This window comes from Pedococcus sp. 5OH_020, assembly GCF_027812955.1.
Classification (GTDB): Bacteria; Actinomycetota; Actinomycetes; order Actinomycetales; family Dermatophilaceae; genus Pedococcus.
On sequence record NZ_JAPYZV010000004.1, the window covers coordinates 274845 to 300268 of the forward strand.

Sequence of the window (25424 nt, forward strand, 5' to 3'; positions counted from 1 at the left end):
CCGGGAACGGAGGCCGGGATGGTCGGCTCCGCGAACACCAGCAGTGGGTCCGCTGCGGTCGCGGGGCAGGCCAGCCTCGCTGAGCGGCTCACCGAGACCCAGGAGCAGCTTGCCGCCACGAGCGAGATCCTCGCGGTGCTCGGTACCTCGAGCTCGGGGCAGATGGAGGTCTTCGACGCCATCGTGGAGCGGGCCCGCAGGCTCTGCCGGGCGGATGCCACCCAGATCCACCTCGTCCGGGACGACACCCTTGCGATGGTCCACTCCGTCGGGCTCCCTCCGGCGTACCTGGAGCTCGCCAGCGCGGGGCCGGTCCCACGGAACCGCGCTTCCTTGATCGGTCGGGTCAGCCTGGACGGTCGAACCCAGCAGATCGTCGACGTGCTCTCAGACCCCGACTACAACCGGCCGGAGTTCCAGCGGCGCGGGGGCTACCGGACGATCATGGGCGCCCCGATGGTCGTCGGCGACGAGGTGGTCGGCGTCCTTTCCGTGTGGCGAACGCGGGTCGACCGCTTCGACGACCGGGTGTGCAGCCTGCTCAGCACGTTCGCGGCGCAAGGCGCCCTGGCGCTGCGCAACGTCGGACTCTTCCATGCCCTCGAGAGCAGGTCCGAGGAGCTGTCCCGCAAGGTTGCCCAGCTCGAGGCCCTGGCGCAGGTCAGCGAGGCGGTCAGCGCGTCCCTGGACCCCGACGAGGTGCTCACCACCATCGTCACCCACGCCGTCCGGCTGTCGGAGACCGACGGCGGCTCCCTGATGGAGTACGACGAGGACACCGAGCTCTTCCGTGTCCGGACCGCTTACGGCACCAGCCCCGAGGTCATCGAGGAGCTGCGCCAGTCCCGGATCCATGTCGAGGAGAGCTTCGTCGGCCGCGCGGCGGCCTCCGACACGGTGGCCCAGATCCCGGACCTCTCGGCGGTCGACCTCGACCCGCACCTCGCGGTGCTGCACGCGGCCGGCTGGCGCTCTCTGGTCGCCATCCCGATGACCAGGCCCGACCGCATCGTTGGCGCGCTCGTCGTCCGCCGAAAGCAGCCGGGCGGCTTCAGCGCCGAGATCTGCGAGCTGCTGTCGGCCTTCGCGAGCCAGTCGACCATCGCCCTGGTCAACGCCAGGCTCTACCAGGAGCTGGAGCGACAGAGCGCAGAGCTCGCTGAGGCCAGCCGGCACAAGTCGGAGTTCCTCGCGAGCATGTCGCACGAGCTCAGGACGCCGCTCAACGCGGTGATCGGCTTCTCGGAGGTGCTGCTCGAGCGGATGTTCGGCGACCTCAACGAGCGGCAGGCCGACTACCTCCAGGACATCCTCGGCGCGGGCCGGCACCTCCTGGCGCTGCTCAACGACATCCTCGACCTCTCCAAGGTCGAGGCCGGCCGGATGGAGCTCGAGCTCCGCACCTTCGATGCCGCGGAGGCCTTGGCGTCCACCCTGGCGCTGGTGCGCGAACGTGCGTCGCAGCACGGCATCGCCCTGTCACTGGACGCGCCCGCAGAGCTCGGCGCGGTGTGGGCCGACCCGCTGCGCTTCAAGCAGATCGTCCTCAACCTGCTGAGCAACGCCGTGAAGTTCACGCCCGACGACGGGAGCGTTCGGGTGACCGCTCGCCGCGAGGAGGACAGCCTGGTCGTCACCGTCGAGGACACCGGGGTCGGCATTCCCGCCTCCGACCAGGCGCGCATCTTCGACTCGTTCCAGCAGGCGGGCCGGAACGCCGCCTCCGCAGAGGGCACCGGGCTGGGCCTGACCCTGACCCGCAGGATCGTCGAGCTGCACGGCGGCACCATGTGGCTCGACAGCGAGCCGGGTCGCGGAAGCATCTTCGGCTTCAGCATCCCCCTGCACGCCGAGCCGGTGCCCGAAGCGGGCCCGGCGCAGTGGGAGCTCGTCGCACCCGACGAGAGGCCCCTGGTGGTCGTCATCGACGACGACGAGAGCTCCGCCGAGCTGGTCTCGGTCCACATCACCGCGGCCGGGCTCCACGCCGTACCCGTCCGGACCGGTGAGCAGGGGCTGGCTGCAGTCCGGTCCCTGCACCCGGCCGCGGTCATCCTCGACATCCGGCTGCCGGGCATGGACGGCTGGGCGGTGCTCAGCGCCCTCAAGGCGGACCCCGAGACCGCGGAGCTGCCGGTGGTCGTCGTCTCCGTGCTGCCCGAGCAGGGACACGGCTTCGCGCTCGGGGCGTCCGACTACCTCGTCAAGCCGGTACGCCGAGACGACCTCCTGGCTGCCCTGCGGCGGGTGGTGGTGGACCGGCCGGAGCCGGAGGCGGGGGCGCGGCGGATCCTCGTCATCGACGACGACCCGACCGCCCTCGAGCTCGTCCGAGCCACGCTCGAACCACTGGGCTGGGACGTCCGCACCTGTGGGGAAGGCACCGAGGCCCAGGCGATCGTCCGCGCCGAGCGGCCGGCGGTCATCCTCGTTGACCTGCTCATGCCGGACCCGGACGGCTTCCGAGTCATCGACCAGGTTCATGCGGATCCTGCGACGCGCGGGACGCCGATCGTGGTGCTGACCGCCAAGACCTTGACGGCCCAGGACCGCCGGCGACTGCGTGGACGCGTCGAGTTCGTGGCCGGCAAGGGACACCTCGACCTGGTCCAGCTGTCCGCTCGCCTTGCCTCCCTCACCCACGCCGGCGGGGCGGCGGCCCAGGGGGTGCCGTCGTGACGGGGAGCACCGTGCTGCTCGTGGAGGACAACCAGCGCAACGTCAAGCTGGCCCGTGACGTCCTGGAGTTCCACGGGTTCGTCGTCCACGTCGCGACCACGGGGGAGGAGGCTCTGGGCGAGGCGCTCCGGACGGCGCCGGACCTCATCCTCATGGATCTCCAGCTTCCCGGCATCGACGGCCACGCGGCCCTCTCCCGTCTGCGCGCCGACCCCCGTACCGCCGCCATACCGGTGGTCGCCCTGACGGCCTTCGCCATGGCAGCGGACCGGGAGCGTGCGATGGACGCCGGGTTCGACGGCTACCTGGAGAAGCCCATCAGCGTGCGCGACTTTCCCGGGCAGGTCCGGCGCCACCTCGTCGCAGGAGGACCTGATGGGTGACGACGGCAGGGTCCTGGTGGTCGACGACCTGGCGCAGAACGTCAAGCTGATGGACGCGATCCTCAGCCCCCGAGGCTTCACGGTGGAGACCGCCACCTCGGGGGAGCAGGCGCTCGAAGCGCTCGGCCTGCGACTGCCGGACGTCGTGCTGCTGGACGTGATGATGCCGGGACTGGACGGCTACGAGACCTGTCGCAGGATCCGGGCCGACCCCGCGACCTCCTTCCTGCCCGTCGTCATGGTGACGGCGAGCGGTGGACGGGAACGGCTGCAGGCCATCGAGGCGGGCGCGGACGACTTCGTCACCAAGCCGTTCGACCAGGCGGAGCTGCTCGCGCGGGTCCGCTCCCTGGTGCGCATCAAGCGCTACCACGACACGGTGACGGCGCAGGCCGCCGAGCTCCGTGCCTGGAACGAGGAGCTGGCCGGCCGGGTGGCCAGTCAGGTGGCCGAGCTCGAGCGGCTGGACCGGCTCCGCCGGTTCCTCGCTCCACAGGTGGCCAGGGAGATCCTCGACAGCGGGGACGACGGCGTCCTGCGCAGCCACCGGCGGGAGATCACGACGGTCTTCACGGACCTTCGCGGCTTCACCGCCTTCGCGGAGACCTCCGAGCCGGAGGAGACGATGGCCGTCCTCGGGGACTACCACCGCACATTGGGGGAGCTGGTCTTCGCCTACGAGGGGACGCTCGAACACTTCGCCGGGGACGGTCTCATGGTCTTCTTCAACGACCCGGTGCCCTGCGCCGACGCACCTGAGCGTGCCGTGTCGATGGCGGTCGAGATGCGGGCGCGGGTCGCCGAGCTGGCCGAGTCGTGGCGGTGGCGTGGTCACAGCCTGGGCTTCGGCGTCGGCATCGCGCAGGGCTACGCGACGCTGGGGCGGGTCGGGTTCGAGGGCCGCTACGACTACGCCGCGATCGGCACCGTCACCAACCTCGCCGCCAGGCTCTGCTCGGAGGCGGTCGACGGGCAGATCCTCGTCACCCCGCGGGTCCTGTCGGGGGTCACCGGTCCGGTGGAGGCCCGAGCGGTCGGCCCGTTGGCTCTCAAGGGCTTCTCCCGCCGCATCGAGGCGTACGAGGTTCTCGGCGTGCCCTCGCGGGTGTCGCCATGACCGTGGTCGGCGCGACGGGCGCGACGGGCGCCACCACCCTGGCCGACCTCGACGAGGCAGCACGGTATGCCGTCTTCGACCGGCTCCAGGAGCGGATGCCCGCCGTCTGGCGGGGCATCCAGACCGCCGACCCGCTCGAGTCCGTCGTCGTCGTCCCCTCGCTGACCCTCGACCGGGTGACCGCCGGCAGTGCGGCCATGACCCAGGCCATGGAGGAGCGGTTCCTGTTCATGCTGCTCCTGCTCCGGCAGCCGCGCCTTCGAATGGTGTACGTCACCTCCGTGGCGATCAACCCGGCGATCCTGGAGTACTACCTGTCACTCCTGCCAGGAGTCATCCCCGGTCATGCGCGCTCGCGCCTGCACCTGGTCGACGTCGGGGACTCGCGCGCCGGGTCACTGACCGCGAAGCTCCTGGCGCGACCCCGGCTGCTGGCCCTGATGCGCTCCCACATCCCCGACCCGCTGCGCTGCCATCTGGTGCCGTACAACACGACGACGCTGGAGCGTGACCTCGCGGTGGAGCTGGGCATCCCGATGTACGCCGCGGACCCGCGGCTCTTCCCCCTGGGCACCAAGTCGGGGTGCCGACAGGTGTTCTCGGAAGCCGACGTCCGGTTTCCTGCGGGGGCAGAGGACCTCCACAGTCTTGCTGACGTCGTGGGCGCTCTGGTCGAGCTGCGCGGTGACCATCCTGCTGTCCGCTCCGCCATGGTGAAGCTGAACGAAGGCGTCTCAGGGTCGGGGAACGCGGTGGTGGACCTGACCGGGCTCCCCGAGCCCGGCTCGGCCACCGAACCGGGCGAGGTGGAGCAGCGGGTCCTGTCGATGCAGCTCGAGTCCAGTCAGGTCACGGTAGGAGCCTTCCTCGACAAGCTGTCCGAGCGGGGCGGGATCATCGAGGAGCGGGTCGTCGGTCAGGACATCCGCAGTCCCAGCGTGCAGCTGCGGGTCACCCCCCTGGGCGAGCTCGAGATCCTGTCCACGCACGACCAGGTGCTCGGGGGACCGAGCGGACAGTCGTACCTGGGTGCCCGGTTCCCGGCCGAGCCGGCATACGCCTCGCTCATCACCGCGGAAGCGACCCGGATCGGCCAGGTCCTCGCGCGCAAGGGCGTCATGGGACGTTTCGCCGTCGACTTCGTCGTGGTCCACGACGGTCCGCAGGCCTCAGACGGCGCGGGGTGGACCAGCTACGCGATCGAGGTGAACCTGCGCAAAGGCGGTACCACCCACCCCTTCCTGACTCTTCAGTTCCTCACCGACGGCCGGTACGACGCTGACTCGGGCCGGTTCCTGACGCCGAGCGGTGAGGAGCGACATCTCGTCGCCACCGACCACCTCGAGGACCCGCTGTTGCACGGGTTGCGGGTCGACGACCTGTTCGACCTCGTCGCCCGGACCGGCATGCACTACGACCAGTCCCGTGGCCGAGGGATCGTCTTCCACATGATCAGTGCGATCACGGAGTGCGGCCGTGTCGGGATGACGGCGATCGCGGAGACGGCGGACGCTGCCCAGGCGGTCTACTCGGCTGCGGAGAGAGCCCTGCACGAGGAGGCCGAGGCCGCCCTGGCTGCTCAGCCTCTCCAGCTCTGACCGAAGGCATCACGCAGCCCGGGCGTCACGGAGCGAAGGCATCACGGAGCGAAGGCATCGGAGCGGAGGCATCACGGAGCGAGGGTGGTGGAGTGCCTCAGCGCCTCGACCAGCATCTGGTGCCAGCTGGCCGGGCTGGGGGAGGTGCGGCATGACGCGCCGCCGCAGGAGCAGCTCCAGGTCCAGCGCCCCATCACGGTGCGCCGGACGACTGGATGGTGATGTGTCACGTCGGGGTGATGGTGAAGCCGGGTCGTCATGGCGGCCACTCCGTTCGTTCTCGGTGGTGTGGAGGAAGGACACGCTCAATCTCCGCGCCGACGGGACGGACGTCTGTTCCGCCGGTGACACACCGGCTGTGGCGGGTGCCACGTTGTGGGTTCGCCCGCGAGGTGCTCCACTCAGCCATGGAGTGGCACCTGCTGAGCGGGCTGACCGAGCAGGACCGGACGCGAGTCCTCGAGCTCATGACGAGACGGTGCTACCGCCGGGGCGAGACGGTGCTGCACGAGGGGGATGCCTCGCAGTCCGTCCATTTCGTCGTCGAGGGTCACGTGCTGGTCCGCCGCACCACCGCGTCGGGAGACCGTGCGGCCTTCACGGTGCTCGGTGCGGGTGACGCTTTCGGCGAGCTCGCCCTGCTCGCGCCCAACGCGCGGCGCAGCTCCTCAGTAGTGGCGTTGGAGCCCGTCGTGACGCTCGTCCTGGGAGCCGACGACTTCCGCGTCCTGGTCGACGGCAGCCCTGCGGTGAACCGGCTCCTCGTCGACGTGCTCGCCGCCCAGGTCCGTCGCCTCTCCGACCACCTCATGGAGGCGCTGTACTCGAGCGTGGAGGAGCGCGTCGTAGGGCGACTGCGGGACCTGTGCCGGATCTACGGCGCTCCGCAGGGCCGGGTCGTCCTGCCTATTAGGCAGACGGACCTCGCCGAGATGGCGGGCGCCTCCAGGCCTGCGACGAACCGCGTGCTGCGCCGGCTCGCGGACGAGGGCAGCGTCGTGCTCTCGCGTGGACACATCCAGGTGCTGCGGCCGCGGGGTCTGGCGCCACGCTGACCGCCTGCCGCCCCGTCATCGCCTGGGGGCCGGCGTGCTCCTCCTCTTGGCTCATGGCATGGTGTGGCCATGGCTGGTGGAGGGCGGACCTGCCCGAAGTGCGAGAGTCCCAAGGTGGCGACGATCAAGGTGCCCCGGCACGTACCGGCTGGTCAGCCGCCGGCGACCCAGACGGCCTTCCGGTGCCTGGTCTGCGACACCCAGTGGGTGGATCGCGACGCGTGGCTGGCCGAGCACGCCGGTGACAAGGACAGCGGTGACAAGGACAGCGGTGACACGGACGGCGGTGACAAGGACGGCGTCGACCAGGCTGGCCCGACCACCCTGACAGGGACGTCCGGGGACGCCTGAGGAGCCGCCCGGCGCCCCCTGGCCTCACTCCCGCCCGGCGCCCCCTGGCCTCACTCGGTGCCCGCCACTCGATGCCTTTCAGCCCGTCACTCGATGCCTTTCAGCACCGCCCGGGCCACGTCCGCCTCGTGCACCCCCGCACGTGCGGCGGCCTCCAGGAGCACCTCCCGGGCCGCGACGAGGTCGATCCGGCGGGCGGCGGCGACGTAGCCGGTGGCCCGGTCGATGACACCCTGGTCAGCCAGCAGACGAGGCGCCTCACGAGCGGCGACGCGACTGGAGAAGGTCATCTCGGCGTTCATCACCGCGCCCGGGGCCCACGCCCCCATGATCGCGGCGAGCGCCTCGTGCCGGCCGTTGAAGGCGTCGGGAGTGGAGGCGTAGAAGTTGACGCCGCCGATGACCCTGTCCTTCTCGCCGAGCGGCATGGAGAGAGTGCTCAGCACCCCGGCAGCGGCCCCCGCACGGGCGAAAGCCGCCCAGCGACCCTCGTCCAGAAGCCCCGCGCCGCCGCTCGTGTCGAGGATCTCCTCCTCGAGGACCGCGTCCACGCACGGCCCGCCGACGGCGTACTGCACGGCATCCAGGGCGGCGATGTCCTCGGACGTGGCCACCAACGTGAACGTCAGCCCCTCCGTGAACATGGCCAGGCTCATGCCTACGCACTCCGGCACGACCTGCTGGACCTTCTCCCCGCAGCGCTTCAGGTCGGCGAGCAGATCCTCCTCGGACCAGCTTCCGACCTCTTCGAGGGCCGCCGCGGTCTCGGGCAGCGGTTCTAGCGGCACGACGATCGGTCCTCCTTCATCGGCCCCCTATTTCCCAGCCCAGGCAGGGCACAAACCCCTCCGGCCGTCCGGAAGCGGATGGGTCGGTTTTGGGGTCACCACCACGGGGTATGGTCGCCAGCGGCCCTGAGGCAGAGGGACAGCAGGGCTGGAGGGTCAGCAGGACAAGGGACGGCATCGCGCTGCGCCGGCAGGGTGGTGGATAGGTCGACGGGACTGGAGGTGCGACATGAGCGGTAGTTCGGGTACCGGCGTCGCGCGGGTGCTTGCCACCGTGGCGCGGGACATCAACGCACCACGAGACGTGGCCAGCACGCTGGACACCATCGTCAACGCGGCGCAGCGCTCGCTGCCGGGGATCGACCACGTCGGCGTCTCCATCACCCATCGGGACGGCACGATCGAGACCATGGCGGCCACGGACCCGTTGGTCCTCAAGCTCGACCAGCTCCAGTACGAGCTGTCGGAGGGCCCGTGTGTCGACTCCCTGCGCGACGCCGAGGTCGTGAGCGTGAGCTATGCGGACCGTTACTGGGACCGGTGGCCCCGGTACATGCCCAAGGCGGTGGACCTCGGGCTGCGTGCCCAGCTCGCGCTTCGGCTGTACGTGGAGGAGTCCACCCTGGGTGGGCTCAACCTGTACTCCACCGAGAGCGACGAGCTGCCGCCCGACACTCCCGAGCTGGCCGAGATCTTCGCCGCCCATGCGGCGCTGGCCCTCGGGCGCGCCAACACGGAGCAGAACCTCAACACCGCGCTGGCGACGCGCAAGGCCATCGGACAGGCGATCGGGATCCTCATGGTGCGGTACGAGCTCACCGAGGAGCGCGCCTTCCAGTACCTCAGCAGGGTCTCCCAGACGGGCAACATCAAGCTGCGCGACGTGGCTCTGGAACTCGTCGCCCAGACGGAGGCTGCGAACCAGCTCCCTGGCGAGCCACCGGCGTCGGGCGGAGGCAGGGGCTCCCTGCGCTGACTGGCAGCGGCGGGCGTGGGCCTGGCGGTCGGCCTACGGTGGATGCATGCGGATCACCCATCTCGGACACTCGTGCCTGCTCGTCGAGACGGCGGACGCCCGCATCCTGGTCGACCCGGGGGGCTTCTCGCCGGGTGCCCGCGACCAGCGCGCCCTGGACGCGGTCCTGGTGACCCACCAGCATGCCGACCACCTGGACCGGGACATCGTGCCCGACCTGCTGCGAGGCAGCCCGGACGTCGTGCTCCTGGCCGACCCCGACTCCGCAGGACTGCTGCACGACCTCGGCTTCGACGCGCAGTCGCTCGGGGCGGGTGAGGAGGTCAGCGTCAAGGGCGCCACCGTCACTGGGGTGGGGGAGCTGCACGCGCTGATCCACGACGACCTACCGCGCATCCACAACACCGGCATGCGCATCTCCGCCGCCGGCGAACCGACCCTGTTCCATCCCGGAGACGCCCTGGACGCAGAGCCGGAAGGTGTCGACGTGCTGGCCTTCCCGCTCCATGCGCCCTGGGCCCGCAGCCGCGAGATGACAGCGTTCCTGCGGCGGTTGGCTGCTCCCACCGCGGTGCCGGTCCACGACGGCCTCCTCAACGGCGCCGGACGCAAGCTCTATCTCACCCAGGCGCGCGACCTCGGCTCGCCGATCACCGCCATCCGGGACCTCGGGGACGGGCTGCCGGCAGACTTCGCACTCTGATCCCCCGCGACTTGTCCACCCGAGGCCGTCGCTTCGCGTAGTTTTCCCTGCATGTCCCGTCCCGAGACCGCCCTGCGCCTGCGTGGGCTCACCAAGCGCTTCGGTGACACGATGGCGGTCGACCACCTGGACCTGGACGTGCCTCGGGGCTCGTTCTACGGCCTCGTAGGACCCAACGGCGCGGGGAAGACGACCACGCTGTCCATGGCCACCGGGCTGATGCGTCCCGACGCCGGCTCGGCAGAGGTCCTCGGCACCGACGTCTGGACCGACCCCGTGCAGGCGAAGGCAGGCATCGGCGTGCTACCGGACGGGCTGCGGATCTTCGACCGCCTCACGGGCCGTCAGCTGGTCACCTATGCCGGCCTCCTGCGGGCCATGGACCGCCGCCTCGTGCTGGACCGCGTCGACGAGCTGCTCGTCGCCCTCGGCCTCGCTGACGAGGCCGACAAGCTCGTGATCGACTACTCCGCCGGCATGACGAAGAAGGTGACGTTGGCCTGCGCCCTCGTCCACGCCCCGCGGCTGCTCGTGCTGGACGAGCCGTTCGAGGCGGTGGACCCGGTGTCCGCCCGCACGATCCGCGGGATCCTCGAGGACTTCACCGCCGGTGGGGGGACCGTCGTCCTCTCCAGCCACGTCATGGACCTGGTGGAGCGGATCTGCGACCACGTCGCCATCATCGCCCGGGGCCGCGTCCGCGCGGCCGGCCCCGTGGCGGCCGTCCAGGCCGGGCTGAGTCTCGAGGACCGCTTCCTGGACCTGGTCGGGGAGAGTACCGCCGTGCAGGGCCTGGCATGGTTGCGCACCTCCTGCGACTGAAGCTCGCGCTGCTGCGCAACGGCCTTCGGCGCAACGTCGCCGCGATCGTCGGAATGGTGGCCGGCGTCGTCTACGGCGGCGGGCTGCTGCTCGCGGCGATGACAGCGCTCGTCGCGCTGCGGCTTCAGGCCGACCCGGTGCTGACCCGCACCGCGGTGGTCCTCGGTGGGGCGGCGTTGACCGCCGGCTGGGGGCTGCTGCCCGTCCTGCTCTTCGGAGTCGACCCCACGCTGGACCCGGCTCGGTTCGCCCCCTTCCCGGTGCCGGTGCGCACTCTCGCGCTCGGGCTCGTGCTCTCGGCGCTGGTCGGGATCCCGGGGCTCGCCTCGTCGATGCTCGTGGTGGGAACCGTCGTGGCAGGGTCACGTTCTGCGGGCGCGGCGGTCATGGCGCTGTTGGGAGGAGTCGCGGGCCTGGCCGCGTGCGTGCTGCTGAGCCGGATCGTGACGGCGGCGGCGTCGGCGGTGCTCGCCAGCCGTCGGGGCCGGGACGTCGCCGGCATGGGCGTGCTCCTGCTCGTGCTCTCGTTGGCTCCGTCCGCCAGCCTGGTGGGCCAAAGGGGGGTCGACCGACACGTCCTCACCTCGCTGGCCGACGTGGTGGCGTGGACGCCGTTGGGTTGGGCCTGGGCGGCGGCCGGTGACGTCGCTCTCGGCCACTGGAGAGCGGCGCTGCTCCGCCTCCTGCTGGCCGGCGGGCTGTGCCTCGCGCTTTTCGCCGTCTGGGAGCGGCTGCTCGCCTCGGTGCTGTGCAGCCCCCGGTCGACGTCCGGGACCGACAGCGGGACCCGGCGGGGGCTCGGGCTGTTCGGCCGCCTCCCGGGTTCGCCCGTGGGCGCCGTCGCCGCACGTGCAGGCACCTACTGGGTCCGGGACCCTCGACTCAACCTGCCTGCGGTCATGACGGCGGTGCTTCCCTGCGGGCTGTTGCTACCCGGCCTCGGGTCGAGGGTGGACCTGGCTCTGGTGGCGATGCCGCTCGTCTCCGCATACCTCATCGGCTGGGGCCAGCACAACGACGTGGGCTACGACTCCACCGCCTTCTGGATGCACGTCGCCTCGGGCGTCGACGGGCTGAGCGACCGGCTCGGCCGGCTCTTCCCGTCAGGTCTCCTGGCTCTGGTCTGCGTGCCGGCGTACGCCCTCCTGGGTCCGCTCGTCGGAGGCCCGTGGCGGCTGCTGCCGGCGACTCTCGGGGTCGCGACGGCCTTGGCGCTCAACGGTTTCGCCGTCGCCTGCGTCACCAGCGCCGTGAAGCAGTACGCCGTGCCCCCACCGGGGGAGAACCCGTTCAGCAGCCGTCCGGGGTCCGTCGGCGTGACGTTGGCCGTGCAGACCCTGTGCGGCGCCGCCGTCGTGTCGCTCTCCTCGCCAGCCCTGGTCCTCGGCGTTCTGGCCTGGACCGGACGCGACTGGGCCGGGTGGCTGGTCCTGGCGCTCGGCCCGGCCCTGGGCGCCGCCTGCCTTGTGACCGGGGCGCGCCTGGGGGCGCGGCTCTTCACCCGGCGTCAGGCCGACCTGCTGCAGGACCTCGTGGCGTTGCGCTGAGTACTCCGCCTAGTGGTGATGTGCCGCCAGGTGCGCCGCACCGATGATGCCCGCCTTGTTCTGCAGCGTCGCCGGCACGATGGGGGTGCGCAGAGTCAGCAGCGGCAGGAACTTCTCCGAATCCTTGGACACGCCTCCACCGACGACGAAGAGGTCGGGCCAGAGGAGGGCCTCGAGGTGGCTGTAGTAGCGCTGCAGCCGGGTGGCCCACTCGGGGTAGCTCAGCCCCTCCTTGTCCTTCACGGAGGAGGCCGCCCGGGTCTCCGCGTCGTACCCGTCCAGCTCGAGGTGACCCAGCTCGGAGTTCGGGACGAGCTCGCCGTCGTAGATCAGCGCCGTCCCGATGCCCGTGCCGAGGGTCGTCATGATGACGAGCCCCTTCTGCCCCTTGGCAGCGCCGTAGTGCAGCTCCGCCACGCCGGCCGCGTCGGCGTCGTTCACCAGCACGATGTCGTGACCGAGCTTCTTCTCGAGCATCGGCTCGGCGTCGAAGTCCAGCCATGACTTGTCGATGTTCGCCGCAGACCTCACCACGCCGTGGGTCACGACGCCGGGAATGGTCACGCCGATGGGGGAGTCGCCGCGGACGTCGTCGAAGTAGTCGACGATCTGGTCGATCACGTCGGCGACTGCCTCGGGGGTGGACGGCACCGGGGTGTCGATGCGCTGGCGCTTGGCGGCGAACGCTCCCTTGGCAAGGTCGACCGGCGCACCCTTGATCCCGCTGCCTCCCACGTCGATGCCCAGGGGTAGCCCGTGCTTGGCCATGTCTTCCACCTCTCCTTGCCGTGGCCCCAGGGCTACGGCAGCGTCAGGATCTCGTTGCCGCTCTCGGTGATCAGGATCGTGTGCTCGAACTGCGCCGACCGCCGCCGGTCCTTGGTGACGACCGTCCAGTCGTCGTCCCACATCTCCCACTCGTGCGTGCCCAGGTTGAGCATCGGCTCGACGGTGAAGGTCATCCCCGGCTCGATCAGCGTGCTGTACGACGGTGCCGCATCGTAGTGCGGCACCACGAGCCCCGAGTGGAAGGAGCGCCCGATGCCATGACCGGTGAAGTCGCGGACCACCCCGTAGCCGAACCGCTTGGCGTAGCTCTGGATCACCCGCCCGATGACGTTGAGCTCGCGACCGGGCAGTGCCGCCCTGATCCCGCGCATCATGGCCTCGTGGGTGCGCTCGACGAGCAGCCGCGACTCCTCGTCCACGTCGCCGACGAGGTACGTCGCGTCGGTGTCCCCGTGGACGCCGTCGAGGTACGCCGTGATGTCGATGTTGACGATGTCGCCGTCTTCGAGGGGCCGGCTGTCGGGGATGCCATGACAGACCACCTCGTTGACCGAGGTGCACAGCGACTTCGGGAAGCCCTTGTACCCCAGGGTCGAGGGGTAGGCGCCATGGTCGAGGAGGAACTCGTGGCCGACGCGGTCGATCTCGTCGGTGGTCACCCCTGGCGCGATGGCCTGCGCTGCGGCCTGCATCGCCTGAGCCGCGATCCTGCCGGCGACCCGCATCCGCTCGATCGTCTCCGCGTCCTTGACCTCGGGGCTGGTGTCGCGAGCCGGGGCAGGCCGGTCGACGTACTCCGGCCGGGGGATCGACGCGGGGACGGGACGACGCGGCGACACCTCGCCCGGGGCCACACTTGCGTACGTCAACGGCATACGGTGGAGTCTAGGGACGTGCGCAGATCCGTCGAGTTGGAGGGCACTGATGGCCTACTGGTACAACCTCACCACCGGGCAGGTCGAGCCGGACGACGCCAAGAGCCAGGGCGACGACCTGATGGGCCCCTACGACACCCAGGAGGCGGCCGCCAACGCGCTGGAGTCCGCACGGGCACGGACCGAGGCCTGGGACGCCGAGGACAAGGCGTGGGAGGAAGGCTCCACCGACGACTGAGCCCTCCGAGTCGCCGGACGCAGTGCGAGTCGTGCCTGACCGCTCAGTCGTTGAGCCGGTGGACCGACACGGCATACCCGGAGTCGGGTCTCCAGCTCACCCGGTCCCAGCCGGAGTGCCGGCGCACGAAGGACAGCCCTGCCACGTCGCAGGCGCGGTCGTAGTCGGCCAGTGGGGTGACTGGACACCCCGGCGGCAGGTGCGCCTCGTCGAGCCCGAAACCTGCGACCAGCAGGCCGCCCGGCTGCAGGTGGGCGGCCAGCCTCTCCACCGCGGTCACGAGGGTTCCCGGTGCCAGGAGCGGGATGACGTTGCCGGCGAGGATGGCCACCTCGAAGGCTTGCGAGCGCAGCTCGAGCCGGCTCAGGTCCTGCCGGACCCACCGGGTGGAGGGGTCACGCTGCTCCGCGACCGCGATCATGTCGGGGTCTGAGTCCACACCGACGCAGTGGTAGCCCAGGGCCGTGAGCTGGGTGGCGACCCGGCCGGTACCGCAGCCGGCGTCGAGCACCCTCGCCGGCGGTGGCAGCAGCGACTCGACGAAGGCCGCCTCGCCGTGGATGTCGACCCCCGAGGCTGCCAGGTCGTCGAACCGCTGCTGGTATGCCGTGGCACCGCCCAGGCCGGCGGAGACCTCGGACCAGCGGGTGCGGGGTTCCGTCTCGCTCATGCGTCCAGCGTAGATTCGGTTGTGCCGGAAGGGAACCGGGCGTCAGCCAAGCTCGCGCAGCCCTGGTAGCACCTGCTCGGCGAAGCTCGTCAGGAAGCGTGACTGGTCGGCCCCGGGCCCGTGGAAGACGAGGTGGTTGAAGCCCAGGTCCGTGTAGCTCCGTACGGCGGCCACCACCTCGTCGGCGTCGCTGGACACGATCCAGCGCGACGCCACCTGCTCGTCCGGCAGGGCGTCGGCGAGCCGTTCGAGCTCCACGGGGTCCGTGGTCCCGTGCTTCTGCTCGGCCGTCAGGGACAGGGGCGCCCAGAACCGGCAGTTCCGGACCGCCTGCTCGTGGTCGGGGTCCCAGGACAGCTTGATCTCGATCATCCGGTCGAGGTCGTCACGTGAGCGGCTCGACCTCTCCAGCCCCTCGTCGACGGCGGGCAGGAGCTTGTCCCGGTACAGCTCCTCGCCCTTGCCGGACGTGCAGATGAACCCGTCGCCGGAGCGACCCGCATACCGCGCCACCAGCGGACCGCCGGCGGCGACGTAGACCGGCACGGGCGCATCGGGGCGGTCGTAGACCGTGGCGTCCGTCGTCGAGTAGTACTCGCCGTCGAACGTCACCCGCTCCTCGGTCCACAGGCGGCGCATCAGCGTGACCGCCTCGCGGAGTCGGGCGAAGCGCTCCTTGAACTCCGGCCACTGCTCGACGGAACCCACCACGACCTCGTTGAGCGCCTCACCCGTGCCGATGCCGAGCATGACCCGCCCCGGGTACAGCGACCCCAGCGTGCCGAAGGCCTGCGCCACGACGGCGGGGTTGTAGCGGAACGTCGGGGTCATGACGGACGTACCGAGCTGGACACGCTCCGTCCGCTCGCCGACCGCGGCGAGCCACGCCAGGGAGAACGGGGCGTGGCCACCGTGGTGCCGCCAGGGCTGGAAGTGGTCGGAGATCATCACGCTGTCCAGGCCGACCTGCTCGGCCTGGACCGCGTACTCGAGCAGCTCTCGCGGGGCGAACTGCTCGGCGGACGCCTTGTACCCGATGCGCAGGGTCATGAGACGGAGATCCCGCGGGCGGCGAAGCGGTCCTTGACCAGCGCTGCTGCCGCGGCGCCATCGTGCGTCAGGGCCTCGGTGTAGGTCGCCTTGGCCGCGGCGTCGAAGCTGGTGCCGGGGGCGTAGGAGAACTGGCTGTCGATGAGGGTGCGGTCCCAGGCGGCGCTACCCTTGCCCATCGCCTCGTAGCCCTTGCGGATCTCCCAGAGGGCCTGGCTCCAGATCTGGCCGTCGTAGTGCACCTCACCCTTCTTGTCCGCAACAGTGAGGTCGAGGTCGAAGTGGCGGATGCAGTGCGGGGTCTTGCTGGTGTACGAGGTGGAGTCCCAGTCCATGGGGCAGGCCTGCGGCGCGTTGACCGGCCAGCCGTAGCTCTTGGCGGCCGCGAGGCCGACCGACACCGCGAAGTAGTCGCCGAAGGACTCGCCGATCGACCCCGCCTCCTCACTCGTGCCGTACCCGGGCACCTGGGACGCGTGGACGGCGTGGCCGTACTCGTGCACGATGACCTCTGCGTCCTCTGCGTCGTCCACCCCGCCCTTGCCCAGCCGGACCCGGTACGGCTTGTCCGTCTGGTACGAGTTGTCACCGCCGTACTGGTCGATCTTGACGGGGAAGGACTGGTGGACGATCCCGGGCAGGGTGGACCCGAAGCCCAGGGACTGCAGGTACTCCTGGGCCTGGTTGACCCAGAAGTAGGCCATCACCTGCTCGAACTGGTCCTGGTGCCGGGTGTAGCGGAAGGTGTTCGTCGTGCTGTACGCCGGCGTACCGGTGGCCGACTGCACCGAGACCCAGGACCCTCGCAGGTAGCCGGACCCGTCGAGGTGGCGCAGCGGGACCGTGGCGTAGGCGGTGGCAGGCACGGCGGCGTCGGAGTCCTTCTGGTCGGTCAGCCCCTCGTTCCCGCTGGACTGCACGGGGTTGACCATGAAGACCGCCCCGGAGCCGGTGGCGCTCCCGCTGCCGGTCTTGGTGGCCTGGGCAGGAGAGGCGGCCAGGCAGAGGGCTGCGCAGCCCGCGCCGACGGCGGTGAGGAGGGAGGCGCGAGGCTGGATCATGGGATGTTCTCCGTTTCGGCTGGGTCGGTGTGGCTGCTACTGGCGATACTTGCGGTTCCTCGGGGTGGTTGGCGCTACGGGGCTACTCGGGGAACGAGTGCTCGGAGGCGGGGAAGGCGCCGGAGGCGACGTCTGCGGCGTACGCGGCGGCCGCTCGCCCCAGCTCGCCGCGCAGGTCGGCGTACTTCTTGACGAACCGCGGCGCCTTGCCGCCGCGCAGGCCCGCCATGTCCTGCCAGACGAGCACCTGCGCGTCACAGTCGGGTCCCGCCCCGATGCCGATGGTGGGGATGGTCAGGACCTCCGTGACGCGGGCTGCCAGGGGGGCCGGCACCATCTCCATCACGAGGGCGAAGCAGCCGGCCCTCTCCAAGGCCACGGCGTCCTCCACGAGGCGGTCGGCGGTGTCGCCGCGGCCCTGGACCTTGTAGCCGCCGAGGACATGCTCGCTCTGCGGGGTGAAGCCGATGTGCCCCATCACCGGGATGCCGGCGCGCACGAGGAGCTCGACCTCAGGCACCATCGGCTTGCCGCCCTCCAGCTTCACGGCGTGCGCCAGGCCCTCCTTCATCATCCGGGTGGCCGTGGCCAGCGCCTGCTGGGGGCTGGCCTGGTAGGACCCGAACGGCAGGTCCGCGACGACCATCGCCCGCCTGGCCGCCGAGGTGACCGCCCGCACCAGCGGCACCATGTCGTCCACGGTCACGGGGACCGTCGTCTCGTAGCCGTACACGTTGTTGCCGGCCGAGTCGCCCACCAGGAGAACCGGAATGCCTGCCTCGTCGAAGATCTCCGCGGCATACATGTCGTACGCCGTGAGCATCGCCCACCTCTCGCCGCGGTCCTTCATCGCCTGGAGGTGGGGGATGCGGACCCGACGCTGCGGCGCCGCCTGTGCGCCCGTCCCGTAGGGGGCGCTGACCTCGGTGAGGGGAGAGGGGGGCTGGTCGCTCATGGTCGGCATACTAGGTGGGCCCGCCGACCGGACGGCTCAGGAATCCTGCTCACGCCACTTGCTGGTGATCGGCAGGCGTCGGTCCCGGCCGAAGGCGAGAGCCGAGATCTTGGGTCCTGGCGCGAACTGCCGCCGCTTCCACTCCGCGCGGTCGACGAGGGACACGACGCGGTCGACGACGGCGGGCTCGAAGCCCGCGGCGACCAGCTGGCCCCGACCCTCGTTGCCCTCGACGTAGCGGTCGAGGACCGCGTCGAGCACCTCGTACGGAGGCAGGCTGTCCTGGTCCACCTGCCCCGGTCGCAGCTCAGCCGAAGGCGGCTTGGTGATGGAGCTCTCCGGGATGGGTGGCGTCCGTCCGGCGGCCGCGGCCTGGTCGTTGCGCCAGCGGGCCAGCTGCCACACCAGGGTCTTGGGCACGTCCTTGAGGGGAGCGAACCCCCCCACGCTGTCCCCGTACAGGGTCGAGTAGCCCACCGCCAGCTCCGACTTGTTGCTCGTGGCCAGGGTCAGGTGACCTTCCTGGTTGGCCAGCCCCATGAGGATGACGCCGCGGCACCGTGCCTGGAGGTTCTCCTCGGCGACACCCTCGAGCTCCAGCTGCGCCTGGAACGACTGCACCATGTCCTTGATCGGCTGCACCCGATAGTGCAGGCCGGTCCGCTCCGCGAGGTCGGCCGCGTCGTCCTTGGAGTGCTCGGAGGAGTAGCTGCTCGGCATCGACACGGCGTACACGTGCTCCGGTCCCAACGCGTCGCAGGCCAGCGCCGCCACGAGGGCGGAGTCGATGCCGCCGGAGAGCCCGAGCACCACCGACGTCATGCCGTTCTTGCGCACGTAGTCCCGGAGCCCGGTGACCACGGCGTGCCAGACCTCCCCCACGGGGTCCAGCCTCTGCGCGTGGGGTGGCACGGGCGCCCGGGCGTACGCAGCCACGGGCTCCTCGCTGACCGAGGTGAAGCTCACGCCGGCAGGGGGATGGGCCGCGTCGACCGTCGACTCCTCGAGGTCGAGGTCGATGAGCAGCAGGTCCTCGCTGAACTGCGGGCCGCGGGCCAGCACGGTGCCGCCGGCGTCGACGACGAGGGAGTCGCCGTCGAACACGAGCTCGTCCTGCCCGCCGACCATGTTGAGGTAGGCGAGCGTGCATCCGGCCTGGGCGGCCCGGCGCGTGACGAGCTCCAGTCGCGTGTCGTCCTTCTCCTCCTCGTACGGCGAGCCGTTGACCACGAGTAACAGCTCCGCACCCGCCTCGCGGGTCTTGGAGACCGGTCCGCCCTCCTGCCACAGGTCCTCGCAGATGGCGATGGCCACGTCGACACCCCGGACGCGCACCACGGCGAGGTCGTGGCCGGGGGCGAAGACCCGGGCCTCGTCGAACACTCCGTAGGTGGGCAGGTGGTGCTTGGCGTACCGGGCGACGACCGCTCCGCCGTGCAGCACCGCTGCGCAGTTCTGCGGCAGCAGCCGGCCTCCGGGGGCGCGGTCCAGATAGCCGACGACGACCGGCAGGTCGCCGAGGCCGTCCGCGGCCAGGTCCCGGGCGAGTCGTTCCAGGGCCGCCCGCGACGCCTCGACGAACGAGGGACGCAGTGCCAGGTCCTCCACTGGGTACGCCGTGAGCATCATCTCGGGGAAGGCGACCAGGTGAGCCCGCGCCGCGGCCGCCTGTGCCGACCACTGCCGGACGAGTCGGGAGTTGCCGGGGAGGTCCCCGACGGTGGGGTCCACCTGGGCGAGCGCGAGGCGCAGCTGAGCCATAACGGCAGCCTAGCCACGGGCAGACCGGCCGCATCCTCGCCCTAGCACGCTCGCTGTTCGCGGTGAGACGGGCGCACCCCGCCCTGACCGACCGTTCGGTCAGATTTTACGAAGCTCTTACCTGCACCCTCTTTGTCTGCTTTGTCCCCCGTGTTTAGGTCGACCTTGCGTGTGCCGCGAAGGGTGGCGCATATCAACTGGAGGATTCGTGAAGAGGCGTCATCTGAGCGTTCTCTCTGGCGCGGCCGTCGCGGCCGTCGCCATGAGCATGGCTTCCGCGCCGGCACAGGCAACCCCTGTGCAGGGCGACAAGGAGCCGAAGGCCACCAACCGCAAGCACGACCTGCCCAACCCGCTGGGCGACGCAGAGCGCGCGCTGCGCAAGGAGGCCGTCGACAAGCTGGTCAAGGGCCAGGCGACCACCGAGACCCGGGGTGGCCAGCGGGTCATCAAGCTGAAGGGCAGTGACAAGGCGCCCAAGGGCAGTCCCGCGGCCAAGGACCGGTACGTGTCCTACCCCGTGGAGCGCGAAGAGGACATCTTCACCATCCTCGCCGACTTCGGGGACCAGGTGAACCCTACGACAGGCGGCACCGCCGGACCGGTGCACAACCAGATCCCGGAGCCGGACCGCAGCTGGGACGGGGACAAGACGGACGACAACTCCACGTACTGGACCCAGAACTTCGACACGGCCCACTACAAGGACATGATGTTCGGAGACGGGGAGTCCTTCAAGGACTTCTACTCCAAGCTGTCCAACGGCCGTTTCGTCGCCAAGGGCGACGTCTCGGACTGGGTGAAGGTGCCGTACAACGAGTCTCGCTACGGCAGCAACAAGATCTCCGACGCTGCCGGCGCCTGGCCCTTCATCCGCGACAGTGCGGCGGCGTGGTACCACGCCCAGAAGGCGGCGGGCAAGAGCGACGCCGAGATCACGACGTACCTGTCGCAGTTCGACAAGGTGGACCGTTACGACTACGACGGCGACGGCAACTTCAACGAGCCGGACGGGTACATCGACCACTTCCAGGCGATCCACGCCGGAGAGGGTGAGGAGGCCGGCGGCGGCGCCCAGGGCGAGGACGCCATCTGGTCGCACCGCTGGTACGCCTACTCCACCCAGATCGGCACCAATGGCCCGGCGCAGAACAAGGCCGGCGGCGTGCCGATCGGCGACTCCGGCCTCTGGATCGGCGACTACACGACGGAGCCGGAGAACGGTGGGCTCGGCGTCTTCGCGCACGAGTTCGGCCACGACCTGGGTCTGCCCGACTACTACGACACGCAGGGTGGCGACAACGGCACCGGCTTCTGGACCCTCATGTCCGGTGGCTCGTGGCTGAACCACGGTGGCAGCTCCATCGGCACGACGCCCGGCTACATGGGTCCGCTCGAGAAGCTCCAGCTCGGCTGGCTCGACTTCAGGACGGTGCCCTACGGCCAGGACATGACCGTCAAGCTCGGGCCGGCCGACAAGCCGAAGAGCACGTCCGACTACCAGGCCCTCGCGGTGACGTTGCCGGACAAGACGGTCAGGACGAGCTACAACACGCCGCACTCGGGCACGACCGAGTGGTGGGGTGGCGCGGCCGACAACCTGCAGAACACCCTGACGCGCGACGTCAACCTGGTCGGGAAGAGCTCGGCATCCCTGACGGCGTGGCTCCAGGCCGACATCGAGAAGGACTACGACTACGTGTACGTCGAGACCTCCACCGATGGCGCGAACTGGACGAAGGTCGGTGAGGTGACCGGCGAGGGCCAGCCCTGGGCGCAGAAGACCTGGGACCTGACCTCGCTGGCCGGCAAGGCCGGGAAGGTGCGGTTCCGCTACGCGACCGACGGCGGCCTGCACTACAAGGGTGCGTTCCTGGACGACCTGACCATCACCGCGGACGGCGCACCCCTCTTCACCGACGACGTCGAGTCCGGCGACAACGGCTGGACGGCGGCGGGCTTCACCCGGATGAACGGGTCCACCTCCAAGGTGGTCAGCCACTACTACCTCGCGGAGAACCGCGTCTACAGCGGCTACGACAAGACCCTCCAGACGGGGCCGTACAACTTCGGCTACGCCACCACTAGGCCCGACTGGGTGGAGCGGTTCCCGTACCAGAACGGCATGCTCGTCTGGTACGTGGACGGCGAGTTCACGGACAACAACACCTCGTCGCACCCTGGGGGCGGACAGTCGCTGCCCGTCGACGCCCGTCCGGCGCCGGTGAGGTTCTACGACGGCACCAAGCTGGGCAACCGGCGTCAGCCGTTCGACGCCACGTTCGGCCAGGAGGCAACCGACGCCGTGACGTTCCACAAGAACGGCATCGCCACGCAGGTGCCTTCGCAGCCCGCCATCCCGGTCTTCGACGACAGCAACCCGAACACGTACTGGGACGCTGCCAACCCCTGGTCCTCGGTGCAGGTCGCCGGGTCGGGCACCGAGCTGAAGGTCAACAAGACCTCGGACGCCGGCAACGAGCTGCAGGTGCAGGTCTCCTTCAAGTGACCCGTACCGGCGACTGACGCCGACAGCGTGGACAAGGCCCCGGGAGCTGCCTCCCGGGGCCTTGTCGTGCCGGTCCGCCTCTCGGCTGGTGCGCGCCGCACCGCCGCGACAGACTCGTACAGAGGCCGCCCACCCGGTGCGGCCCGGACGATGGAGGGCAGCATGTCCGACAGCTTCCAGGTGGCTGAGCCGGCCGAGGGGGAGGGCGAGCTGGACGAGCAGAGGCGCCACGAGATGGTGGCGGCCCAGCTGCGGGGCGAGGCCAAGGCGGCTGGTCAGCCTCCCGAGGCCGTGGAAGCCTCGGTGGCGGAGGAGCTCGAGGGGCTGGGTCTGGAGCCCAACGAGCAGGAGCTCGGGCGGCGGTACGAGGAGGTCGACCCCGACCTGCCGGTCACCCAGGACCGCGACCAGGACACCGGCAGCAGCGTCGACGACCCCCTCTGACCGCCCCCGCGCCCCCGGGCCGCGGTAGGTCGTGCTGCCGGCCCGTCGTCGCGGCCGGCCCGTAGAGTGCCCGCCGTGGACTACGACGACGTCGTCATCGGTGCCGGGCACAACGGGCTCACGGCGGCCGCCTACCTGGCGCGCGCGGGCCGGCGCGTCCTCGTCCTGGAGGCTGCCGACCATGTGGGCGGCGCGGCGGTCTCCGCGCAGGCGTTTCCCGGGGTCGACGCCAGGGTCTCCAGGTACTCCTACCTCGTCTCGCTGCTTCCCCGCCAGGTCCTCAGTGACCTGGACCTCGACCTCCGGCTGGTCCGTCGACGCTTCTCCTCGTACACGCCTGTGCCCGGACGGCCGGAGCTGGGCCTTCTCGTCGACCAGGGCGACCCTGCGGCCACGGCAGCGGCCTTCGCCTCGGTGACTGGCAGGCCCGACGAGCACGCCGCCTGGCAGGACTTCTACGGCCGGGTGCAGCGCCTGGCCCAGCGAGTGTTTCCCACGGTGCTCGAGCCGTTGCGCTCGGAGGCCGAGCTCGCGGAGCGCGTCGGTGACGCCGAGCTATGGGAGTCGCTGGTACGCCGACCTCTCGGCGAGGTGCTCGAGCGACAGTTCGGCGACGACACCGTGCGGGGAGTCGTGGCGACCGACGCGCTGATCGGCACGTTCGCGGACCTGCACGGAGCCGACCTCCGTCAGAACGTCTGTTTCCTCTACCACCTCATCGGGGGCGGCACCGGCGACTGGGACGTGCCGGTGGGCGGCATGGGGGCGCTCACCGACGCCCTGGCGCGTGCCGCGGTGGAGGCGGGCGCTCAGCTGGTCACCGGCGCGCGGGTCACGGCGGTCGACCCCGACGGCCGCGTGAGCTGGGAGACCGGCAGTGCGCGAGCCTCCGTCGTCCACGCCGCCTGCGCGCCCACCGTGCTCAACGGGCTGCTGGCCGCCGCCGGGGCGGCGCCGGTGGACACCGAGCCGGCCCCCGAGGGAGCGCAGCTGAAGGTCAACATGCTGCTGTCGCGGCTGCCGCGGCTGCGCGACGCCTCGGTCGACCCTGCTGCCGCCTTCGCCGGCACCTTCCACGTCAACGAGGGCTATCGGCAGCTCCAGGACGCGTACGCCGCCGCTGCCGACGGTCGCGTGCCGCAGGTGCCGCCGTGCGAGATCTACTGCCACAGCCTGTCCGACCGCTCGATCCTCGGCCCGGAGCTCGCTGCCACGGACGCGCAGACCTTGACGCTCTTCGGGCTGCACCTGCCGGCCCGGCTGTTCAGCGGGACGCAGGAGGAGCGCGACGAGGTCAAGGACCTCGCCCTCGCCCGGACGCTGGAGTCGCTCGGCTCCGTGCTGGCCGAGCCCATCCAGGACGTGCTGCTGCGAGATCCCGACGGCGCCTACTGCCTGGAGGCCCGCACTCCGGTGGAGCTCGAGGCGGAGCTCGGGCTCCCGGGCGGCAACATCTTCCACCGCTCGCTCCAGTGGCCGTGGGCGGAGAGCGAGGGCGAGGTCGGGACGTGGGGTGTCGAGACGCGGCATGACCGCGTGCGGCTCGCCGGCGCCGGGGCCCGCCGCGGTGGCGGAGTCAGCGGCATACCGGGACACAACGCAGCGAGGTCGGTCCTCGGGACCTGAGCGGCCGTAACGCCCGGGAAACACAACTAGGGCAGGATTCGTCACATGGACCGTCAGCAGGAGTTCGTCCTTCGCACCATCGAGGAGCGTGACATCCGCTTCGTGCGGCTCTGGTTCACCGACGTGCTCGGCACGCTGAAGTCTGTGGCGGTCGCTCCTGCCGAGCTCGAGGGCGCGTTCGCCGAGGGCATAGGCTTCGACGGGTCGGCCATCGAGGGTTTCGCCCGGGTCTACGAGGCCGACATGCTGGCCAAGCCGGACCCGTCCACCTTCCAGGTGCTGCCCTGGCGGGGCGAGAACCCCGGCACGGCGCGGATGTTCTGCGACATCACGCTCCCTGACGGGACGCCCAGCTTCGCCGACCCGCGCCACGTCCTGCAGCGCGCGCTGGGCAAGGCGTCGGACCTCGGCTTCACCTTCTACACGCACCCCGAGATCGAGTTCTACCTGTTCAAGGCCGGCTTCCGGCCCGGCGAGACGCCGGAGCCGATCGACCAGGCCGGCTACTTCGACCACGTCCCGCACGGCACCGGGCACGACTTCCGCAGGGCCGCCATCACGATGCTCGAGTCGATGGGCATCTCGGTGGAGTTCAGCCATCACGAGGGCGGGCCGGGGCAGAACGAGATCGACCTGCGCTACGCCGACGCACTGTCCACGGCGGACAACATCATGACGTTCCGCACGGTGATCAAGGAGGTGGCGCTGGAGCAGGGGATCTTCGCCTCCTTCATGCCCAAGCCGTTCGCGCAGCATCCCGGCTCCGGCATGCACACCCACATGTCGCTGTTCGACGGTGACAGCAACGCGTTCCACGAGCCGGGAGCGCCCTACCAGCTGAGCAAGGTGGGACGGCAGTTCATCGCCGGGCTGCTGCGGCACGGGGGCGAGATCACGGCGGTGACGAACCAGTGGGTCAACTCGTACAAGAGGCTATGGGGTGGCGGCGAGGCGCCGGCGCACCTCACCTGGGGGCACAACAACCGGTCGGCGATGGTCCGCGTGCCGATGTACAAGCCCACCAAGGGGCAGAGCAGCCGGGTCGAGGTGCGCACCCTGGACGCGGCGTGCAACCCGTACCTGTCCTTCGCGCTCATGCTCGCGGCGGGCCTCAAGGGCATCGAGGAGGACTACGACCTCCCGGCCGAGACCGAGGACGACGTATGGCGCCTGACGTCCTCGGAGCTCCAGGCGATGGGGATCGAGCCGCTGCCCACGTCCCTCTACGAGGCGATCCGGGTGATGGAGCACAGCGAGCTCGTGGCGGACACCCTCGGCGAACACGTCTTCGACTTCTTCCTGCGCAACAAGCGTGCGGAGTGGGACGACTACCGCGGCGAGATCACCCGCTTCGAGCTCGAGCGCTACCTTCCCGGGCTCTGACCGGCGGTCGCGCGTGACCGCCCGTAGCTGGTGACCGCCCGTAG

Annotated in this window: 24 protein-coding genes; 16 read left to right on the plus strand and 8 right to left on the minus strand. The window is 70.5% G+C overall.

Annotation, left to right across the window (positions count from 1 at the left end; translation table 11 throughout):
- Positions 1-18 precede the first annotated feature (18 nt).
- The 7 genes from PHA84_RS09120 to PHA84_RS09150 all read left to right on the plus strand — a co-directional run bounded on the left by PHA84_RS09120 (position 19) and on the right by PHA84_RS09150 (position 7183).
- Positions 19-2679, plus strand: a complete 2661-nt coding sequence (locus PHA84_RS09120) for a response regulator (RefSeq protein WP_270887780.1) — start codon at positions 19-21, stop codon at positions 2677-2679.
- Positions 2676-3062 (plus strand): response regulator, encoded by a 387-nt coding sequence (locus tag PHA84_RS09125; protein ID WP_270887781.1) that lies wholly within the window; start codon positions 2676-2678, stop codon positions 3060-3062. Before PHA84_RS09120 ends, PHA84_RS09125 begins: the two co-directional genes overlap by 4 nt.
- Positions 3055-4179, plus strand: a complete 1125-nt coding sequence (locus PHA84_RS09130; RefSeq protein ID WP_270887782.1) for a response regulator — start codon at positions 3055-3057, stop codon at positions 4177-4179. Before PHA84_RS09125 ends, PHA84_RS09130 begins: the two co-directional genes overlap by 8 nt.
- Positions 4176-5777 (plus strand): peptide ligase PGM1-related protein, encoded by a 1602-nt coding sequence (locus PHA84_RS09135; RefSeq protein ID WP_270887783.1) that lies wholly within the window; start codon positions 4176-4178, stop codon positions 5775-5777. Before PHA84_RS09130 ends, PHA84_RS09135 begins: the two co-directional genes overlap by 4 nt.
- 87 nt (positions 5778-5864) lie before the next feature.
- Entirely contained in the window at positions 5865-5999 is a 135-nt protein-coding gene (locus tag PHA84_RS09140) for a hypothetical protein (RefSeq protein WP_270887784.1), read from the plus strand.
- A gap of 185 nt (positions 6000-6184) precedes the next feature.
- Entirely contained in the window at positions 6185-6832 is a 648-nt protein-coding gene (locus tag PHA84_RS09145; RefSeq protein WP_270887785.1) for a Crp/Fnr family transcriptional regulator, read from the plus strand.
- A 114-nt stretch (positions 6833-6946) separates the two neighbouring features.
- Positions 6947-7183 (plus strand): hypothetical protein, encoded by a 237-nt coding sequence (locus PHA84_RS09150; protein WP_270887786.1) that lies wholly within the window; start codon positions 6947-6949, stop codon positions 7181-7183.
- Between the two features lie 86 nt (positions 7184-7269).
- On the opposite strand, the gene PHA84_RS09155 is transcribed toward PHA84_RS09150, so the two are convergent.
- A complete protein-coding gene (locus tag PHA84_RS09155; protein ID WP_270887787.1) occupies positions 7270-7971 on the minus strand; it encodes an ANTAR domain-containing protein in 702 nt (233 codons plus the stop codon).
- Positions 7972-8200: 229 nt separating this feature from the next.
- Between PHA84_RS09155 and PHA84_RS09160 the strand changes: the two genes are divergently transcribed.
- From PHA84_RS09160 to PHA84_RS09175, 4 genes are read left to right on the plus strand one after another with little or no spacing between them, the layout of a single operon-like run.
- Entirely contained in the window at positions 8201-8947 is a 747-nt protein-coding gene (locus PHA84_RS09160) for a GAF and ANTAR domain-containing protein (RefSeq protein WP_270887788.1), read from the plus strand.
- Positions 8948-8993: 46 nt separating this feature from the next.
- On the plus strand, positions 8994-9650 hold the full coding sequence (locus PHA84_RS09165) for an MBL fold metallo-hydrolase (protein ID WP_270887789.1): 657 nt from the start codon (positions 8994-8996) through the stop codon (positions 9648-9650).
- Positions 9651-9701: 51 nt separating this feature from the next.
- Entirely contained in the window at positions 9702-10472 is a 771-nt protein-coding gene (locus PHA84_RS09170; protein WP_270887790.1) for an ABC transporter ATP-binding protein, read from the plus strand.
- Entirely contained in the window at positions 10448-12019 is a 1572-nt protein-coding gene (locus PHA84_RS09175; RefSeq protein ID WP_270887791.1) for a hypothetical protein, read from the plus strand. Before PHA84_RS09170 ends, PHA84_RS09175 begins: the two co-directional genes overlap by 25 nt.
- 9 nt (positions 12020-12028) lie before the next feature.
- On the opposite strand, the gene ppgK is transcribed toward PHA84_RS09175, so the two are convergent.
- Positions 12029-12787, minus strand: a complete 759-nt coding sequence (ppgK, locus tag PHA84_RS09180; RefSeq protein ID WP_270887792.1) for a polyphosphate--glucose phosphotransferase — start codon at positions 12785-12787, stop codon at positions 12029-12031.
- Positions 12788-12819: 32 nt separating this feature from the next.
- Positions 12820-13683, minus strand: a complete 864-nt coding sequence (gene map / locus PHA84_RS09185) for a type I methionyl aminopeptidase (RefSeq protein ID WP_270887793.1) — start codon at positions 13681-13683, stop codon at positions 12820-12822.
- Between the two features lie 49 nt (positions 13684-13732).
- Here map and PHA84_RS09190 point away from each other — a divergent pair, with 49 nt between their 5' ends.
- Positions 13733-13921, plus strand: coding sequence for a methionine aminopeptidase (locus PHA84_RS09190; protein WP_270887794.1), 189 nt, complete (start codon positions 13733-13735; stop codon positions 13919-13921).
- Positions 13922-13964: 43 nt separating this feature from the next.
- Here the strand turns inward: PHA84_RS09190 and PHA84_RS09195 are convergent, their stop codons facing one another.
- From PHA84_RS09195 to PHA84_RS09215, 5 genes are all read right to left on the minus strand, one after another.
- The gene (locus PHA84_RS09195) at positions 13965-14591 is read right to left on the minus strand and encodes a class I SAM-dependent DNA methyltransferase (protein ID WP_270887795.1); all 627 of its coding nucleotides are present in this window, start codon (positions 14589-14591) and stop codon (positions 13965-13967) included.
- A 42-nt stretch (positions 14592-14633) separates the two neighbouring features.
- A complete protein-coding gene (gene fgd / locus PHA84_RS09200) occupies positions 14634-15641 on the minus strand; it encodes a glucose-6-phosphate dehydrogenase (coenzyme-F420) (protein WP_270887796.1) in 1008 nt (335 codons plus the stop codon).
- The gene (locus tag PHA84_RS09205) at positions 15638-16702 is read right to left on the minus strand and encodes a M36 family metallopeptidase (protein ID WP_270887797.1); all 1065 of its coding nucleotides are present in this window, start codon (positions 16700-16702) and stop codon (positions 15638-15640) included. The genes fgd and PHA84_RS09205 overlap by 4 nt, the downstream gene beginning before the upstream one ends.
- A gap of 82 nt (positions 16703-16784) precedes the next feature.
- On the minus strand, positions 16785-17657 hold the full coding sequence (panB, locus tag PHA84_RS09210; RefSeq protein ID WP_270887798.1) for a 3-methyl-2-oxobutanoate hydroxymethyltransferase: 873 nt from the start codon (positions 17655-17657) through the stop codon (positions 16785-16787).
- A gap of 36 nt (positions 17658-17693) precedes the next feature.
- The gene (locus tag PHA84_RS09215; RefSeq protein ID WP_270887799.1) at positions 17694-19418 is read right to left on the minus strand and encodes an NAD+ synthase; all 1725 of its coding nucleotides are present in this window, start codon (positions 19416-19418) and stop codon (positions 17694-17696) included.
- A 208-nt stretch (positions 19419-19626) separates the two neighbouring features.
- Between PHA84_RS09215 and PHA84_RS09220 the strand changes: the two genes are divergently transcribed.
- The 4 genes from PHA84_RS09220 (at position 19627) to glnA (ending at position 25380) form a co-directional block, all read left to right on the plus strand.
- Positions 19627-21927 carry an immune inhibitor A domain-containing protein gene (locus tag PHA84_RS09220; protein ID WP_270887800.1) on the plus strand — a complete coding sequence of 767 codons (2301 nt, stop codon included), beginning with the start codon at positions 19627-19629 and terminating at the stop codon, positions 21925-21927.
- Positions 21928-22089: 162 nt separating this feature from the next.
- On the plus strand, positions 22090-22371 hold the full coding sequence (locus PHA84_RS09225) for a hypothetical protein (RefSeq protein WP_270887801.1): 282 nt from the start codon (positions 22090-22092) through the stop codon (positions 22369-22371).
- 75 nt (positions 22372-22446) lie between these two features.
- The gene (locus tag PHA84_RS09230; protein WP_270887802.1) at positions 22447-23997 is read left to right on the plus strand and encodes a phytoene desaturase family protein; all 1551 of its coding nucleotides are present in this window, start codon (positions 22447-22449) and stop codon (positions 23995-23997) included.
- Positions 23998-24042: 45 nt separating this feature from the next.
- Positions 24043-25380 carry a type I glutamate--ammonia ligase gene (gene glnA, locus PHA84_RS09235; RefSeq protein ID WP_270887803.1) on the plus strand — a complete coding sequence of 446 codons (1338 nt, stop codon included), beginning with the start codon at positions 24043-24045 and terminating at the stop codon, positions 25378-25380.
- The last annotated feature ends 44 nt before the right edge of the window (positions 25381-25424 follow it).

Excerpts from the sequence above, each read along its gene's own strand:
- PHA84_RS09205 (WP_270887797.1), bottom strand. The coding sequence starts at position 16,702 with ATGATCCAGCCTCGCGCCTCCCTCCTCACCGCCGTCGGCGCGGGCTGC.
- PHA84_RS09175 (WP_270887791.1), top strand. The coding sequence starts at position 10,448 with ATGGTTGCGCACCTCCTGCGACTGAAGCTCGCGCTGCTGCGCAACGGC.
- map (WP_270887793.1), bottom strand. The coding sequence starts at position 13,683 with ATGCCGTTGACGTACGCAAGTGTGGCCCCGGGCGAGGTGTCGCCGCGT.
- PHA84_RS09225 (WP_270887801.1), top strand. The coding sequence starts at position 22,090 with ATGTCCGACAGCTTCCAGGTGGCTGAGCCGGCCGAGGGGGAGGGCGAG.
- PHA84_RS09130 (WP_270887782.1), top strand. The coding sequence starts at position 3,055 with ATGGGTGACGACGGCAGGGTCCTGGTGGTCGACGACCTGGCGCAGAAC.
- PHA84_RS09190 (WP_270887794.1), top strand. The coding sequence starts at position 13,733 with ATGGCCTACTGGTACAACCTCACCACCGGGCAGGTCGAGCCGGACGAC.
- PHA84_RS09170 (WP_270887790.1), top strand. The coding sequence starts at position 9,702 with ATGTCCCGTCCCGAGACCGCCCTGCGCCTGCGTGGGCTCACCAAGCGC.
- PHA84_RS09135 (WP_270887783.1), top strand. The coding sequence starts at position 4,176 with ATGACCGTGGTCGGCGCGACGGGCGCGACGGGCGCCACCACCCTGGCC.
- PHA84_RS09215 (WP_270887799.1), bottom strand. The coding sequence starts at position 19,418 with ATGGCTCAGCTGCGCCTCGCGCTCGCCCAGGTGGACCCCACCGTCGGG.
- glnA (WP_270887803.1), top strand. The coding sequence starts at position 24,043 with ATGGACCGTCAGCAGGAGTTCGTCCTTCGCACCATCGAGGAGCGTGAC.
- PHA84_RS09195 (WP_270887795.1), bottom strand. The coding sequence starts at position 14,591 with ATGAGCGAGACGGAACCCCGCACCCGCTGGTCCGAGGTCTCCGCCGGC.
- PHA84_RS09160 (WP_270887788.1), top strand. The coding sequence starts at position 8,201 with ATGAGCGGTAGTTCGGGTACCGGCGTCGCGCGGGTGCTTGCCACCGTG.
- panB (WP_270887798.1), bottom strand. The coding sequence starts at position 17,657 with ATGAGCGACCAGCCCCCCTCTCCCCTCACCGAGGTCAGCGCCCCCTAC.
- PHA84_RS09165 (WP_270887789.1), top strand. The coding sequence starts at position 8,994 with ATGCGGATCACCCATCTCGGACACTCGTGCCTGCTCGTCGAGACGGCG.
- ppgK (WP_270887792.1), bottom strand. The coding sequence starts at position 12,787 with ATGGCCAAGCACGGGCTACCCCTGGGCATCGACGTGGGAGGCAGCGGG.
- PHA84_RS09120 (WP_270887780.1), top strand. The coding sequence starts at position 19 with ATGGTCGGCTCCGCGAACACCAGCAGTGGGTCCGCTGCGGTCGCGGGG.
- fgd (WP_270887796.1), bottom strand. The coding sequence starts at position 15,641 with ATGACCCTGCGCATCGGGTACAAGGCGTCCGCCGAGCAGTTCGCCCCG.
- PHA84_RS09145 (WP_270887785.1), top strand. The coding sequence starts at position 6,185 with ATGGAGTGGCACCTGCTGAGCGGGCTGACCGAGCAGGACCGGACGCGA.